The sequence below is a fragment of the Oculatella sp. LEGE 06141 genome (assembly GCF_015207605.1).
GTDB lineage: Bacteria > Cyanobacteriota > Cyanobacteriia > Elainellales > Elainellaceae > Oculatella.
Genome location: NZ_JADEWO010000005.1, coordinates 159,419 through 174,153 on the forward strand (window position 1 = coordinate 159,419; position 14,735 = coordinate 174,153).

Here is a 14,735-nt window from a genome sequence, read left to right on the forward strand (position 1 = left end):
CTTCTGGAAAGGCGGGAACCCTCGTTGGTACACTTTGGAATGTTTATTCAGGATGCCAACGCATCGTTACTTACACAAGTTGCTGCTGCCTTAAAATCTAACACTTTCTTCATTCTCTCCGAAAGACCCTTAGCAGTCACTATCTAAGCCTATAAACCTTTCGTGGCCAAGATCGAAGTTGAGAAATTAGATAACATTAGATCTTAGCAGTCACTTCTAAGCCTATAAACCTTTCGTGGGCTGAAAGCCTGGGTGCTACTGAATGCATACACTCAGCAACGTTTGTGCAGCAGTATGTTCTAACCCAGGTTGGGCGATCGCCCGGTCATCGTCAACCAGTAGTAAGGGAATGGGGCCGGCTGCCTGAAAATCTCGCAAGCATTGGTTTTGAGATGCCAGTCAATCAGGGAAGTACGGAGTGATATCTGCGGGAGTGAGTTGCATTGGCTCACGGCTTCGCTGGCGACTTCCAACCGTCAACGTAACGCTATCGGATGAGGTGAAATTGATCGCGTTCCCTGATGGATGGATGCAAGGTATGGTGAGCCGCACAGTATGTTACATGAGAACCGGGCTGGGTCATTGCTCCATTTTCCACCGGAAGCTGTTCCCAGGCAAAAGCAGCACTATCCAGCGCTGGCGGACGATCGCTACAGTCTGATACTTGTTTCTGCTCCGGGCTTGTAGAGGCTGAATGTTCATTGACCTGAGCATCATCGGCGGCCAGTTCTGCCTGCCGCACCCAGTTGATGATGGTGTTGTGGCTAATCCCCGTTACGCGTTCAATTTCGCGGAAGCCCATGCCGTTATGATACATCCTCAAACAAATTTGCTTCGTATCATTGGAGTATCCTCTGGGGGAAATTGCTTCAATGAACTGGCGATCGCAGGTCTTACACAGATAGTTTTGCTTGGCTTGCCGATGACCATTTTTGCGAACGTGAGTTGATCCACATCGGGGGCATTTCATGGTTCTTCAGGTCATGTACAGGTTAATCTAGCCATTCCAGTATCGGTGTTCAATGCCCGTGTTCAATACCATTTACAGACACAACCTATCAATCAATCCCAGGTTGTGTCTGATATTCCACGGGAAGCTACTGTTTGGGACACTAGGCATTGATGACGCTGGCCTTGTACGCAGCCCATCCCCCTAAATGCGAGATATCCAGCCAGTTGTATTGCTCGACCAGCTCACGAGGGTACAGCATTGCAGTCAAAACCTCACCCTCTTCTAAAACCACATCACCGGGATACATGTTAGGCGGTTCTGTAGAAAGTAAGTGGTCATACTGCTCCTGCGTCAGTTCATAAACTTCCCCCGGAATCGAAATGCCGTCTGCATCCACAGCATAGATCGCTGGATGCCATCCGTCTGCCGCCGCATGTAAGCGATACATTGGACGAGTATGGGCTTCTTTAATGAACGTAGCAGACTGTAAGTTGCCGTGGTCGGGTTGCCCTCTTAAGGCAGAACCACAAATGAAAACGCGTTTTGCGGCAGATTGGCTCATATTGTTTCTCCTGAGTGAACGGGCGAGACTAAAAAAAGCGTTGAGAAAAGCGTTGAGAAATAGTTTTTTTGGCTGACCTACGCTTATTTTGCATACAAAATCCTGTATACAATACCTTGTATTCAAATAAACTATTAGAGTTGTTTGAATTTGTCAACTCCGACTATTCTGTGGAGTGCCATTATCTGGAATACCCATGAAAATTAAAGTCATTAACCCCAATACAACGGCCAGTATGACCGCCAAAATTGGATTAGCGGCGGCGGCGATCGCCCACCCCAATACCGAGATTCTTGCCTGTCATCCGGATATGGGGCCAGTCTCGATTGAGAGCCATTATGATGAAGCCCTGAGTGTAGTTGGCATTCTAGATGAAATCCGCAAGGGCGAGGCGGATGGGGTGGATGGCTACGTCATCGCTTGCTTTGGCGATCCGGGCTTGCTGGCTGCTCGCGAGTTGGCTCAAGGCCCCGTGTTGGGAATCGCAGAGGCGGCAATGCACGCGGCTAGCTTTGTCGCTACTGGGTTTTCAGTGGTAACAACCCTGGGTCGCACCCGAGTGATTGCTCAACATTTGGTAGATGCTTACGGCATGACCCATTTTTGTCGCCGCATTCGAGCCATTGATCTGCCTGTGCTTAGCCTGGAGGAAAACAGCGACATCTGCAACGCCGCAATTTTGCAAGAGTGTCGCGCAGCACTGAACGAAGACCACTGTGGCGCTATTGTATTAGGCTGCGGCGGCATGGCAGACTTGGCCACTTCTATCAGCGATCAGCTTGGTGTTCCGGTGATTGATGGGGTAAGCGCAGCCGTCAAATTTGTGGAAGCGTTGGTTGGTTTAGGGTTAGGCACCAGCAAAACAGGTGATTTAGCGTACCCCATTGCTAAACCCTATTCAGGCATCCTTTCGGCGTTTCGCCACTCCTGAAAGCGCGGCTGTCAGGACACTCAGCATTACTATTTTTCGCCCAACAACAGGACATTTTTATGACAGTTCTTTCCAAACTGATGATCAATGGTGATCGCCTCAATGACAGCATTAATCGCTTAGCCAGAATTGGTAAACAGCCGTCTGGCAGCATTTGTCGGCTGGCGTTTACCCCCGAAGATTTGCAAGCCCGTTATTTAGTGCAGCAGTGGATGATAGAGGCTGGCATGACGGTGCGAATTGATGCGGCGGGAAACCTGATTGGCACCTACGCCGGACAAAATCAAGATGCCCCGGCTCTGGCTACTGGGTCGCACATTGACACCGTTCCATCGGGGGGAAAGTTTGATGGGGTGTTAGGGGTGCTGTCTGGTATTGAAGTCGTGCGAACGCTACGCGAAGCTAATCTGCACTTGCACCACCCGATTGAAGTGATTGTCTTCACCGATGAGGAAAGTACCATGATTGGCTGTCAGGCGATCGCAGGAACAGCGCTGTTAAACTCACCTGAACGGTATCAACCCAAAACGGGGGAATCGATTCAAACCTGTCTGGAAACCATTGGCGGCAACTGGGAGCAGTTAGCAACGGCTGCCCGAAGCCGCGCGGATCTGGCGGCTTTTGTTGAACTGCATGTGGAACAGGGAGCCGTTCTGGAGAACACGGCTAAGGATGTGGGCATTGTTGAAGGATTAGTGGGGATGCGGCGCAAAGCGATCGCCATCACCGGAGAGGCGAACCACGCTGGCACCACACCAATGGACATCCGCCAGGATGCTCTGGTGGCTGCCGCTCAGGTTGTTTTGGCGGTACGAAATATTGCCCGCGCCCAACCCAGTCAGCCTGTGGCAACGGTGGGATACCTTACTGTCTCCCCGAATGCAGTCAACATTGTTCCAGGTCGAGTTGAGTTGGCGGTAGATATCCGAGATTTATCCAAAGACTGCCTGGACGAGATGCTAAATCAACTCGAACATGAGGTGGAGGCGATCGCCAGCGATACCCAAACAGAGATTGAAGTCACCCCTTTGCTGTGTGTTGAACCCACCTTAGCCGCGCCCCCGGTACAGACGGCGATCGAACGAGTGTGTCGGCAGCTAGGGTTGAGCTTTTGCCATTTGCCGAGCCGCGCCGGACACGATTCTCTGGAAATGGGTCGAATCACGGATATGGGAATGATCTTCGTTCCCAGTCAGGCAGGGGTAAGCCATTCGGAAGGGGAATACACCTCGCCTCAGCAATGTACCCACGGAGCAAACGTATTGTTAAATACTCTGCTTGAGTTAGACCAGATCTACCAGGCTTAGGCAAAGGGATCAGGTGATGATTGTGACCTGTCCAGTGTCTAAGTCATACCGTCCACCTGCAATTTTGAGCTGACCCGACTGCAACCGCTCCATCAAGAGCGGCGATCGCTGCTTGAGCTGCTCAATTTGATAGTGAACGTTAGCACTCACTGCATTGTCAACCGTGTCTCCAGACTGACCCTTGACCCGCTCTACAGCAGGCAAAATGGCCTCGACAAAGGTGCCAATTTGACCGGGTAACGCCTCATTCTGAACAGCGGCGGTCACTGCACCACAGCGCTCATGCCCCAATACCAGTAGCAGTGGCGTGCCCAACAGAACCGCTGCATATTCAATGCTGCCGATCGCCTCTGGTGTGGCAATATTGCCAGCAATGCGAACATCAAACACGTCGCCAATGCCCTGGTCGAACACAATTTCGGCAGGCACGCGCGAGTCGGCGCAGCTCAAAATTGTGACAAAGGGATGCTGAGCCTGAGCCACTTCATGCACCCGCAACTCGGTCTGATCGGGATGTTGCAGTTGATGCTTCACAAACCGCTGATTGCCCTCCATCAGCTTTTGCAGTGCCGCATCAGGGCTAAGGGACTGAAAATCGTTTGAGGGCACTGCCGCTTGAGCCGCTTTGACCGACCCAAGCCACTGGCTAGCCGTTGTAGCTAACCCCAATGCCCCTACGGCTCCGAGTTTCAAAACCTCTCGACGTTCCAGCACGCGCTTTTTTAGGTTCATAGGTTTACAGCGACGCAACACATCTTACAGAGCGAATTTCCATTACATCAGAAATGTAACAGGTTCCGCCAAACTTATTGAGCAACGGTCTGATATGTTCCACAACCGGCTTAAGCTGGTCGGGCATACAGAAAGCAATGATGTAAACGTTGTCTCCCATCGTCGTGTCGAGATCTTCCGTCACGCCGTCTCGCAAGCTTTTTCCGGTAATGTTTCGAATCACTGCATGACCATGAACCCCTGCGTGGTCTAGACCATCCAGAATTTTGCTCAACTCAAATGAGTTGGCAATGATTTCAATCTTCTTAACAAGATGCATGTAATTACCTCCACAACAGGTTGATTCCGTATAGATATAGCGGAATTCCCACAATGATGTTGAACGGGAATGTTACGGCCAGAGCAGTAGAAACATATAAGCTGGGATTCGCTTCAGGAACAGTAAGACGCATCGCTGCGGGTACAGCAATATAAGAGGCACTGGCACACAGCACAGCAAACAACAGTGCATCTCCTTGCGGCATCATAATGAAGCGAGCGATCAGAATCCCAATTCCTGCATTCACTATTGGGATCAGTATGGCAAATAAGATGAGAAACAAACCAGTTTTTTGCAAGTCTTTAATTCTTCTGGCCGCAACCAATCCCATGTCTAGCAAAAAGAAGGTGAGGACACCGTAAAACAATCCTTGCGTAAAGGGTTCCAGCACCTCCCAGCCATGTTCTCCGGTTAAAACGCCAATGAACAGGCTGCCCACCAGCAGAAAGACAGAACTATTTAAAAACGCTTCTTGTAGGACATCTGGCCAGGAGAAGTCTCGCTTGCCATCGACGGTAAACAGATTCACCAGGATAAGACCCACAATGATCGCAGGCGATTCCATTAATGCCAGGGCTGCCACCATGTAGCCGTCAAAATCTATCCCCAGTTCGTTCAGGAAAGCGCTCGCTGTAATAAAGGTTACTGCACTGATGGAACCATAGGTGGCCGCGATCGCCGCCGCATCATAATGATCCAACTTGAGTTTGAGAATAAAAAAGGTATAGATTGGGACAAAACACGCCATTAACATGGCAGCCAGAAGCGTGAAGATCACTTCTTGAGTAATCCCACTTTTAATCAGTTCTACTCCTCCTTTGAAGCCGATCGCAAATAGCAAATAAAGCGACAGAAGCTTGGGGATAGGCGCGGGAATTTCCAGGTCAGACTTGACTAAAACAGCCGTCATTCCTAAGAAGAAAAACAGAATGGGCGGATTTAGAATGTTGGATAAGATTAAACTAGCATCCATGTCTATCCCTCCCAGGCTGATCAATGTGAGAGTTTAGAAAAACTTGCATTGTAAAGAAAATTTATGTAGCCATTGCATCATGATTTATCGCGTATTGTCACCCGGTGTCAATTGGGTGAGAAGTGAGCTCCTGCAACCACACAACAAGCTTTATTCAAGCTGATGCTGACATAAACTCTACCATTGACTAGCACCCAAAAACGGGTTTATCTGGGGGATCACTCCTGGACTGAGCGCTAACAAACCTCTCACCCCATTTATTCTTTGGCCGATAGAGGCATTGGCACGCCGAATTAAAGCATCAGTGAGGGATGGTGTCACGATCGCTGAACCCGGTTGGGGCGATCGCAGCTTTGCGCCGTCCCCAGGTCGCACCCCAGAATGCCGGGTTTAAACAAGGTAGACGGCGGTTGCAGCAGGTGAACCACCTCAAGATAGCTCTGGTAAAGCTCCGGGTCGGTGGCTCAGAGTTGAAACACGCGATTCACATAGTGCTGTAGTCCCAGTGCTGTAGTCCCAGTGTCAAGCGATCGGGCGGTTGTCCCTGTCATCGGCCAGCGAAAGTCTTCACTGGTAGACTTGGCCACGGAGTCTTCAAACGAGCATCCAGTTTTGCTTGAAACGGCAGGGTTAAACGGCCAGAGCGACGGTGCTGTTCAAGACAGCGATCGAGGAGAACAGCACCCAGTGCGGCGGTCGTCATACCCTGAGCATAGAAGGGGTTGAAGGCCACACAGCATTGGCGAATTGTCTATTCCGGCAGGCTGCGGCTACAACTGCATGTCACCCAATGGGACTGAAACCGAGGACTTCAACCGCCTGATCCGAGCCAGGAACAGTCTACCGTCCAGTTGAGCGTGGGGCACCCCCATCCGCAGAGCTGCTGAGCTGGAGAGGCGATCGCGTTCCACAGCCGTAACTGGGTCAAAATGATTAAGCAACGGCCTGGGAGGCAGTAACTCTGCCATACCACCTCCCATAACACCAGCCTGACTGCCATTATCTCCAGCCCGTCGTTCAGTGAGGCTTACCATCTTGCCCGTGCTTATTATATTCAGGGTGTCCTCATTTATGGTTGCCTGCAATTAAACGGATTGGGCTTGGCTAATTTGGTCTAGCTGTATGGTTTGCATGTGCTTCAACAGTCGTTTTAATTCAACGTCTTGCACCCGCTTAATTGCCTTGGAAAGGCTTAACCACTGGCGCTTTCTGCGACCCGCTTCAGGATAAGTTTCTAGCTCTTGCTCTACCAACATCAAGTGCATTTCTACCTGGCAAGGGCACCCCCATTTACGAGTTTTGTAGGAGCCAATTGCAGAATGGGTAACGGTTCCGGTTACGCCTGCTTCTTCCCAGGCTTCTTTGGCTGCGGATCGAACTGAGGTCATCCATAACGCAATCCATCCTTTAGGAACAATCCAACGCTTACCGCTAGAGGAGGTAATGAGTAAGATTTCAAGTTTTCCACGGTTGATTCGATAGGGAATCACTCCAGACTGATGAAGTACCGACATAGGTTTAGGTGAATCGCAAAGCGGTGAGCGACATTTTGCTGAAGGCTACTGTTGCTCAACAGTACAACTGCCATTTTTCAAACTAATCTGTCTTGAGAAAGGTAAGCCGTTGATGCGGGTTACTCGGGAATGCAGTTGATGGTGAATATTTGTTAAATATCGCTCTCGATCGCCTCTATCACGGTATTCCTCTACCACGGTGTTATGGACGGCTAACCCTGACCAGGCAAAATGGAGAGAACGCTTACGATGATGAACCAAATTTCTGTTTAGCTTGCTCGTACAGTTCGACTGTAATTTGAGTCGCGCCCGCTTCCTGCGCGAATTTCTCAATTTTCTTGCGAGCTGCCGGACGAACAAAGAAAGGAATTTCTTTAAGACGGGACTCAGCATCTGCTGTCCATTCAATAGAGCTGCTCATGTTGGTTCGATTCAGGCGGATATATACAACCTATCTACTCTAACCTTTCGCTACCACTATCTCTCATCCGCTCAGGCATTGCTGAATGGATGGATAAATTCATTGGCGGTCATGGCTCTGGTTGCCCCCTACTCCCCAACCTTGGGAGCCTTCCGATTCTCTAAACGTTTTGCTTTTACAAGTTCCTGAAAACTTACGTTGTTTGTTATTTGTTTAGCCAGAGGATTTGTTTAGCCAGAGGAATGGAGAGATTGCGCCTGCGGATGGAGTTGGCCATACTGTTTAGTCAAGGGCGTTGCGCTCAACCCCTGAACGATGATAGACGCGCAGATCGAGAGCGCACAAACCAGCCAAACTTCTTCGACTCCGGTTCGGCGCAAACAGAATCCGGCATAAAAAAGAGCCGCGACTCCAACAGGCCCAAACCAGCCAACAAAGTACGTTTCTGCCCGATTTTGGATCGGCTTAATCCACCGACCAAACAACAAAATTGCTGGAATTCGACGTAACAATAACACCATTACCGCCAGTAGCCCCAACCTCCACCATCCTATTGCTGCCCACTGCTGCCAGGGAAGCATTAAACCTAGCAGAATAAAAATGGGCAGCGTAAAAAAGCGATTAATGGCTTCCTGAACATTGTCTTCCCTGGCTCTTTGTGGTCCACCGACCACATTACCAAAGGCAAGCCCAGCGATGAACACTGCCAAAATGCCATCCGTTCCAATTAGTTTAGCGGCTCCTAATACTGTTAATGAGAGAGCAATACTGTAGGCAAGAAACGATGAATTTTCGATCGTTTTTCGTCGTTCTGCCCATTTCAGCAGGCGACCTGCAATGTATCCAAATACAGCACCAAACAGGACGGCTCCACCCACTTCCCACAGCACCACATGGGTCAACCAGTGAGGCAGCAAATTTCCGCTTAACGGTCTACCGTTAGAGGTTGTTTTCTCTACGATTAAAATGCAAAGCACTACAAAAGGATAAGCTAATCCATCATTGGCTCCTGATTCGGCTGAAACAATGTGTCGAATGCGATCGGGTAAATTCTCTTCAGCCACAACGCCTGTGACGATCGCGGTCGAGACAATGGGATCAGTCGGCGTAATTGCAGCACCTACCAGCATTGCCTCCCAGAAGGGAAGACCAAGAATCCAATAGACGAGCAACCCGCTGGCAACCCACATCATTGGCATGACTAGCCCGAACAGAATCGCCAACGATTTCCAGTGTCGGAAGAAGTACTGTTGAGGCAACCGTAATGCAACTCCCATCAGGCCGATCGCCATCGTAAAGCGAGCTGTCTGCTCTAATAAATGTGCTTTTGGGAGTCCCCAGCCATTAGGGTTCACGAGTCCCAATACAGCAGGGCCAAGAATAATGCCCAGCAGTAATGCGGTTAATGGATCAGAAGCCCACCAGTTGCGTCGGAAATAGTCAGAAACTAACCCTAGAAACAGTACGATCGCCCCAATTGCTGTAACGAGAATGTTCAGTTCATCCACTTGAGAACCAGTAACGCCACAGCATCAGTATTTGCTTTTTCCCTTCAAGCATCTTCTATCTCTCTGTAGACTTATTCGCAATCAAGCATTTCAAAGGATTGAGTGGGAGGTTGGAATCATTTCAAACTATATGATCAGGCGCTAAAGCACAGATGTGCAAAGAATCTCCTACTTCAATCTGAATCGTCGAATGATCAACACCAAAATGCCTGTGGAGTTGATCACAAAGCTGTTGTAAAAAATCATCCCCTGGATGACCTTCCGGCATGACGAGATGAACGGTCAGGGCTGTTTCTGTTGTACTCATTGCCCAAATGTGAAGGTCATGCACCTGGGTAACACCAGGGCGTTCCTCCAGGAAGGTGCGAACAGCTAAGGGTTCAATTCCCTCCGGAACTGCATTTAAGGCAAGATTGAGCGAGTCTTTCAACAACTGCCAGGTACCAATAACTACCACAACCACAACCACTAAACTAACCACTGGATCAACCCATTGCCAGCCTGTCAGGACGATCGCAATACCAGCCAGAACGACTCCCGCAGACACTCCCGCATCGGCTGCCATATGTAAAAAAGCGCCTCGAATGTTCAAGTCATGCTGTCGTCCTGACATAAAGAGTAATGCTGTAATCGTATTAACCAGGATGCCAACCACGGCTACCGTAATTACTGTTCTACCCGCGATCGGTTCAGGGTAACCAAAACGTTGAACCGACTCTAACCCGATCGCGCCCATCGCCAATAGCAACAAAATTGCATTGGTTAGCGATACCAGAATCGAGGAACCTCGTAATCCATAGGTGTAACGATGAGTTGGTTTTTGCTGGCTAAGTAAACTGGCTCCCCAGGCTAAGACTAAACTCAAGACATCGCTGGAGTTGTGACCAGCATCAGCTAGTAGGGCGATCGAGTGTGCCAGAAAACCATATACCGTCTCAACAATGACAAATCCGATATTGAGCACAATCCCGATTGCAAACGCGCGGTTATAGTGGCTGGAACTGTGATTATGATGGCTATGGTGGTGTGTCATTTTCGGGTCACATACGTATAGATTTCAACTATCTTTGACCTGACATTACTACAACTTGAGGGGCTTTTTGGTGAACTGTCTTCGCTCGATTTTATCCATTTGAAATTGAGGGCATTCTTGATTCAGTCTGGATCAAGCTCAGGTTCTAAACCGTTTCAAACATCACCGGATACCACCGACATTGAAAAACGTCAGGAACGTATTCTAAAGTGCCAGAACTGGCAGCAACAATCGGTTCTAGAATTTGTGTAGGGGCGAAGCATTCGAATTAGGATGGCTGGAACAACCGAGAAATTGTCTACCAAATGCTTCGCCCCTACCGAGACGTAAAAGATACTTTTCAAACACCTTCTTAAGGCAGTGGAATTCGATCGCGAGTTACGCTACGTCTATTGAATGGCAGAGATCATAGGCGGTAGGCGACATCTGTTCTAAGGAGTTGAATTCAGTCAATGCAAAGAGATCCCAGGGAAGATATACCATCCTCTAAACAGCACGAAAGCCTGTGGCAACGGTTGACTCATGGTGCTCCGCTCGCTGTCTTACTGGCAGCCGTTTTGTACATTCTTTATCAACTGCTACCGGTCTTAAAACTCGTTGCGGTTGCTGCCCTGGTTGCGGTCATTCTGAGAACTTTATTACGGTGGTTCCAGAGGATGGTTAATGAACGATGGTTGGCAGTGCTGCTTCTAATTGGATTGATCGGGGGGTTCGGCGCGTTTCTGATAGCCTTTGTGTTGCCCAGTTTAGTAGATGAAACTCAACAATTACTGGTTTCCCTACCGAGTTATCTTAATACATTGATCGATCTATCCGTGAGACTCCACAATAGTTCGAGCTTTGTACCTGATCTCTCCCAGAATTTAGCGCAGTTTCGGAATTATACGGCTCAGGTGTTATTGTCATTTCCCCTGCTGCTCAGGCAGACGTTTGGAGCCACAATTGAAGTCATAGCTATGCTTATTCTGGCACTTTACATGGCTTATGATCCATCGACTCTGATCGCTGGCATTTCCCGATTAATTCCTCGACGACATCATCAGCATTTCAATCACTTCCTGGTAGCTACTGGGGTCAGGCTGCGGGGCTGGATTTTTGGAACTGGTATTGCCATGCTCTTTTTGGGGTTGGGAACAACGATCGGGTTGTGGATATTGGGCATTCCGCTCGCCCTGTCGTTTGGAGTCATTGCGGGTTTGCTAGAAGTCATTCCTTACTTTGGTTCGATCGCCGGCACGTTTCTCCCTGCAATTGTGGCTTTAACGATTTCACCCTGGAAGTTGCTATTTGTTTTAATTTTATTTTTAGTTCTCAATCAAGTGGATGCTCATCTTGTACAACCCCTGGTGATGAGTCAACAGGTTAATCTTCATCCCGTCGTTGTGATTCTGACTTTTTTAGTCATGGGCAAACTATTGGGCTTTGTTGGTATTCTTCTAGCCGTTCCTATTGCAGCAGTTATTGTTACCTTGATTGATGAATTTCTTCCAAATGAATCATCAACCGTATAACGATATACCTTGAGTATTAAACCAGATCGCATAAAGTGAATGACCTGCCGCAACATTGAGCGATCGCCCTTCTGTCCAGCAAACGTCAAGTTAGCGACGGTTTCTGGAACTCGAATTTTGCCTAAACGAGTGCCATCAACTGCATACCCCTCAAGCCTGTCTTTGGAGCCAACCCAACCATTTCTCTGTTGATTGACCCGCAAGCCATATCTTCACTGTGGACTGCGACATCTGCTAATTTTTGCAGAAAAGTCTGTGGATGAATTAATTGATTCATCCATTATTTTGGGTCGAATTTGAATCTTGAGAAATATATTGAACTAAAAAGGTACAGTGCCAGAGTCACGCTTCCAGGGCTTGCGTCCATGCTTGCGAATGTAGCGCAAGTTCTCATCAGGCAGATGAATTTGTCCTACCTCGGGGTACACCCAAACCTTCACCCCCCCAGAATTGAGGGCTGAGCGCCTGCGGCCAGCCCGAGAAGGGAGCGGTTCAAGTCACATCAGCCCTGTTAAACCATTCTCTAACGCACTGCTAATAAAACCCGCTCATCCAACCGTTGCCAGATTGTGCTGACCTCACGAAAACCTGCATTGTGCAGGCCGGCTTCATGCACGTTAAGAATTGGCTCAAAGTCAGTATGCCGTTCTCCGAACCGCCGTTGACGCTCGGTAAGTAAATCGTTCAGTTCCGGTTCTTGCTCGATCGCCTGCCACCATTCCTGCCAATTTTCTTTGCCACGAGTCTCAAACGCTTCTTTTTCCTGACGAGTTTGTAGTGTTTTAGCAAGTTGACTACAAGCTGCTAAATGTGATGGAAAGGGCATACTATCGCCATTGAGAAACACACCACCCGATCGCACCAACTCGCCTAGCCGCCGATAGACCTGGAGTAACGCTCCGCCGGGTAGCCAGTGTAGCGCAGTTGTGCTCAGTACTGCGTCAAACTGAGATTCTCCAAGTTTTTCCACCCAATCATCCTGGGTTAAATCTGCTTCTACCCAACGCAGCCGACTGTTCATATGCCCCAACGTTCCCTGACCAATAGCGAGAAGAACCGGATCAAGGTCGATCGCTACACAACGAGCATGAGGAAACCGTTCGAGCAGTCTTTTGCTAATTGCACCCGGTCCGCAAGCAAGATCGAGGGCGACAAAATTCTCGGGTAGCAAAATCTCTAACACATCGAACATCGCCTGAAACCGCTCTTCCCGGTGAGGAATGTATCCGGTTTGTTGGTTATCCCATCGCTCTAGCCAGTGTTGCCAGTCAACCGCAGGTGAGTGATTGCTTGTCATGATAGTTATTTACCTGATGTTTAAGAAATAGAACGTTGAAACCCATTATCATCACCATGAAGGATAGGCAGCCGATAACGAGGATGGGCTGGCAGTTGAGAGGCCATTAAACGGATCGAATAAGGATGTTGCAACTCGCTCATACGATTAACATCCCCAAGGTGTTCAACGATCGCCCCTTCATACATAACCGCTAATGCATCTGAGATAAACGAGACGGCGGCTAAGTCGTGTGAAATAAATAAATAAGCAAGGTTAAATTCACGTTTTAGAGACAGCAGTAAGTCTAGAATTTGGGCTTGAATCGTCATGTCTAAGCTGGCTACGGGTTCATCTAAAACAATGAACTTTGGGTTGAGGGCGATCGCCCTGGCAATGGTAATACGCTGTAGCTGTCCTCCACTAAACTGATGCGGATATTTCTCTGCATCAGCAGCCGTTAAGCCTACTTTCTCTAGCAACTGAGCGACTCTATCCCTTGTTTCAGTAGGTGAAATCCTCAAGTAATTATTGATGGGTTCCGCAATAATCTCTCTTGCTTTTAGTTGTGGATTGACGGCACTAAAGCTATCTTGAAACACAACCTGCATATCACGCCGCAGAGCGTTTAATTCATTGTTTTTCAATCGAGAGATATCTTTTCCCTGAAACCAAATTTCTCCAGAGTCTGGTTTTTCTAAGCCTAGCGTTACTCGCCCTAATGTGCTTTTTCCAGAACCACTTTCACCCACAAGCCCCAAACAACACCCCGGTGAAATGGTGAGGGAAACATTTTGCAACGCTGTAATCGCTTTCCTACCCTGCCAACCTTGATTGAGTGTGTAGGTTTTGGAAACATTGCGGATCAATAACAAGGTCATAAAGTCATGGGAGGCTAGCGGCTAATTCGGACGTTGGGACGGGATTCTAGCAGCGATCGCGTGTAGGGATGTTGGGGATGATCAAATAAAGTCGCAACGGTTGCCTGTTCCACAAATTGTCCGGCATACATAACGGCAACGTCATCGGCCAGTTGAGCAATCACACCTAAATCGTGTGTCACTAAAAGAATAGCCATATCATGCTGCTTTTGCAGACGGGCAATTAACTTGAGAAGTTGCACCTGCGTCAGAACATCAAGGGCAGTGGTCGGTTCATCGGCAATTAAGATTTTAGGCTTAAGCGAGAGCGCGATCGCAATCATCACCCGCTGCAACATACCACCACTGAGTTGGAACGGGAATTGCTTTAACAATGCTTTTGCGTCTCTTAATCCTACGGCTGATAACTGTTCAATCGCAATTTGTTGAGCGTCAGCTTGAGTGATAGACTGGTGCGATCGCAACGTTTTCATAAAGTGTTTGCCGATGGTTGAGATCGAATCAAAGAAACTGATCGGATTTTGCATAATGATGCTGATTTCCTTTCCTCGAATCCGTCTCATTTCTTCGGGTTGGAGCTGCATCAGGTCTTGCCCTGAAAGCTGAATACGGCCAGAGACCTGTGCTTCTTTACCCAAAAGTCCCAAGATTGACAAACAGGTTGCGCTTTTGCCAGAGCCGCTTTCACCCACAATGCCCAAAACGCGACTCGGCTTCAGTTCAAAGCTAACACCACAAACAGCTTGCTGCCTGCCTGCCTTGCCTCGGAACTCAATCTGCAAATCATTGACCGTGAGTACAGGTTCAACCATGAT

General features: G+C 48.7%; 17 protein-coding genes. 3 read left to right on the forward strand and 14 right to left on the reverse strand.

The window, feature by feature from the left end; translation table 11 throughout:
• Positions 1–487: 487 nt before the first annotated feature.
• Complete coding sequence (locus tag IQ268_RS32755) at positions 488–970, reverse strand: IS1 family transposase (RefSeq protein WP_193876512.1); 483 nt, start codon at positions 968–970, stop codon at positions 488–490.
• Between the two features lie 142 nt (positions 971–1,112).
• Positions 1,113–1,514 carry a gamma-glutamylcyclotransferase gene (locus IQ268_RS05940; RefSeq protein WP_193876514.1) on the reverse strand — a complete coding sequence of 134 codons (402 nt, stop codon included), beginning with the start codon at positions 1,512–1,514 and terminating at the stop codon, positions 1,113–1,115.
• A gap of 196 nt (positions 1,515–1,710) precedes the next feature.
• Between IQ268_RS05940 and IQ268_RS05945 the strand changes: the two genes are divergently transcribed.
• Positions 1,711–2,445, forward strand: coding sequence for an aspartate/glutamate racemase family protein (locus IQ268_RS05945; RefSeq protein ID WP_193876516.1), 735 nt, complete (start codon positions 1,711–1,713; stop codon positions 2,443–2,445).
• 59 nt (positions 2,446–2,504) lie between these two features.
• On the forward strand, positions 2,505–3,752 hold the full coding sequence (locus IQ268_RS05950; RefSeq protein WP_193876518.1) for a Zn-dependent hydrolase: 1,248 nt from the start codon (positions 2,505–2,507) through the stop codon (positions 3,750–3,752).
• 9 nt (positions 3,753–3,761) lie between these two features.
• On the opposite strand, the gene IQ268_RS05955 is transcribed toward IQ268_RS05950, so the two are convergent.
• From IQ268_RS05955 to IQ268_RS05990, 9 genes are all read right to left on the reverse strand, one after another.
• A complete protein-coding gene (locus IQ268_RS05955) occupies positions 3,762–4,484 on the reverse strand; it encodes a carbonic anhydrase (protein ID WP_193876520.1) in 723 nt (240 codons plus the stop codon).
• A 4-nt stretch (positions 4,485–4,488) separates the two neighbouring features.
• Positions 4,489–4,803: a P-II family nitrogen regulator gene (locus IQ268_RS05960; protein ID WP_193876522.1), complete on the reverse strand. Its 315-nt coding sequence runs from the start codon at positions 4,801–4,803 to the stop codon at positions 4,489–4,491.
• A gap of 4 nt (positions 4,804–4,807) precedes the next feature.
• Positions 4,808–5,776, reverse strand: a complete 969-nt coding sequence (locus tag IQ268_RS05965) for a sodium-dependent bicarbonate transport family permease (protein WP_193876524.1) — start codon at positions 5,774–5,776, stop codon at positions 4,808–4,810.
• 464 nt (positions 5,777–6,240) lie between these two features.
• Positions 6,241–6,363: a hypothetical protein gene (locus IQ268_RS32760; RefSeq protein ID WP_255527147.1), complete on the reverse strand. Its 123-nt coding sequence runs from the start codon at positions 6,361–6,363 to the stop codon at positions 6,241–6,243.
• A 183-nt stretch (positions 6,364–6,546) separates the two neighbouring features.
• Positions 6,547–6,810, reverse strand: a complete 264-nt coding sequence (locus IQ268_RS05970; RefSeq protein ID WP_193876526.1) for a hypothetical protein — start codon at positions 6,808–6,810, stop codon at positions 6,547–6,549.
• 51 nt (positions 6,811–6,861) lie between these two features.
• Complete coding sequence (locus IQ268_RS05975) at positions 6,862–7,290, reverse strand: NUDIX hydrolase (protein ID WP_193876528.1); 429 nt, start codon at positions 7,288–7,290, stop codon at positions 6,862–6,864.
• A gap of 244 nt (positions 7,291–7,534) precedes the next feature.
• Complete coding sequence (locus IQ268_RS05980; protein WP_193876530.1) at positions 7,535–7,711, reverse strand: PCP reductase family protein; 177 nt, start codon at positions 7,709–7,711, stop codon at positions 7,535–7,537.
• Positions 7,712–7,941: 230 nt separating this feature from the next.
• A complete protein-coding gene (locus tag IQ268_RS05985; protein WP_193876532.1) occupies positions 7,942–9,219 on the reverse strand; it encodes a cation:proton antiporter in 1,278 nt (425 codons plus the stop codon).
• 121 nt (positions 9,220–9,340) lie between these two features.
• A complete protein-coding gene (locus tag IQ268_RS05990; RefSeq protein WP_193876534.1) occupies positions 9,341–10,252 on the reverse strand; it encodes a cation diffusion facilitator family transporter in 912 nt (303 codons plus the stop codon).
• 452 nt (positions 10,253–10,704) lie between these two features.
• Between IQ268_RS05990 and IQ268_RS05995 the strand changes: the two genes are divergently transcribed.
• Positions 10,705–11,763 (forward strand): AI-2E family transporter, encoded by a 1,059-nt coding sequence (locus tag IQ268_RS05995; RefSeq protein WP_193876536.1) that lies wholly within the window; start codon positions 10,705–10,707, stop codon positions 11,761–11,763.
• 523 nt (positions 11,764–12,286) lie between these two features.
• Here the strand turns inward: IQ268_RS05995 and IQ268_RS06000 are convergent.
• Genes IQ268_RS06000 through IQ268_RS06010 form a run of 3 tightly spaced genes read right to left on the reverse strand, consistent with a single transcriptional unit; the run spans position 12,287 to position 14,732 of the window.
• A complete protein-coding gene (locus IQ268_RS06000) occupies positions 12,287–13,060 on the reverse strand; it encodes a trans-aconitate 2-methyltransferase (RefSeq protein ID WP_193876537.1) in 774 nt (257 codons plus the stop codon).
• 20 nt (positions 13,061–13,080) lie between these two features.
• Positions 13,081–13,920 carry a dipeptide/oligopeptide/nickel ABC transporter ATP-binding protein gene (locus IQ268_RS06005; protein WP_193876539.1) on the reverse strand — a complete coding sequence of 280 codons (840 nt, stop codon included), beginning with the start codon at positions 13,918–13,920 and terminating at the stop codon, positions 13,081–13,083.
• A 14-nt stretch (positions 13,921–13,934) separates the two neighbouring features.
• Entirely contained in the window at positions 13,935–14,732 is a 798-nt protein-coding gene (locus IQ268_RS06010; protein WP_193876541.1) for an ABC transporter ATP-binding protein, read from the reverse strand.
• Between the last annotated feature and the right edge of the window lie 3 nt (positions 14,733–14,735).

Bases quoted from the DNA above. Each gene is read 5' to 3' on its own strand.
- IQ268_RS06005 (WP_193876539.1), bottom strand. From the start codon at position 13,920: ATGACCTTGTTATTGATCCGCAATGTTTCCAAAACCTACACACTCAAT.
- IQ268_RS05940 (WP_193876514.1), bottom strand. From the start codon at position 1,514: ATGAGCCAATCTGCCGCAAAACGCGTTTTCATTTGTGGTTCTGCCTTA.
- IQ268_RS06010 (WP_193876541.1), bottom strand. From the start codon at position 14,732: ATGGTTGAACCTGTACTCACGGTCAATGATTTGCAGATTGAGTTCCGA.
- IQ268_RS05970 (WP_193876526.1), bottom strand. From the start codon at position 6,810: ATGGTAAGCCTCACTGAACGACGGGCTGGAGATAATGGCAGTCAGGCT.
- IQ268_RS05965 (WP_193876524.1), bottom strand. From the start codon at position 5,776: ATGGATGCTAGTTTAATCTTATCCAACATTCTAAATCCGCCCATTCTG.
- IQ268_RS05945 (WP_193876516.1), top strand. From the start codon at position 1,711: ATGAAAATTAAAGTCATTAACCCCAATACAACGGCCAGTATGACCGCC.
- IQ268_RS05990 (WP_193876534.1), bottom strand. From the start codon at position 10,252: ATGACACACCACCATAGCCATCATAATCACAGTTCCAGCCACTATAAC.
- IQ268_RS05980 (WP_193876530.1), bottom strand. From the start codon at position 7,711: ATGAGCAGCTCTATTGAATGGACAGCAGATGCTGAGTCCCGTCTTAAA.
- IQ268_RS05975 (WP_193876528.1), bottom strand. From the start codon at position 7,290: ATGTCGGTACTTCATCAGTCTGGAGTGATTCCCTATCGAATCAACCGT.
- IQ268_RS05955 (WP_193876520.1), bottom strand. From the start codon at position 4,484: ATGAACCTAAAAAAGCGCGTGCTGGAACGTCGAGAGGTTTTGAAACTC.
- IQ268_RS06000 (WP_193876537.1), bottom strand. From the start codon at position 13,060: ATGACAAGCAATCACTCACCTGCGGTTGACTGGCAACACTGGCTAGAG.
- IQ268_RS32755 (WP_193876512.1), bottom strand. From the start codon at position 970: ATGAAATGCCCCCGATGTGGATCAACTCACGTTCGCAAAAATGGTCAT.
- IQ268_RS05960 (WP_193876522.1), bottom strand. From the start codon at position 4,803: ATGCATCTTGTTAAGAAGATTGAAATCATTGCCAACTCATTTGAGTTG.
- IQ268_RS05950 (WP_193876518.1), top strand. From the start codon at position 2,505: ATGACAGTTCTTTCCAAACTGATGATCAATGGTGATCGCCTCAATGAC.
- IQ268_RS05995 (WP_193876536.1), top strand. From the start codon at position 10,705: ATGCAAAGAGATCCCAGGGAAGATATACCATCCTCTAAACAGCACGAA.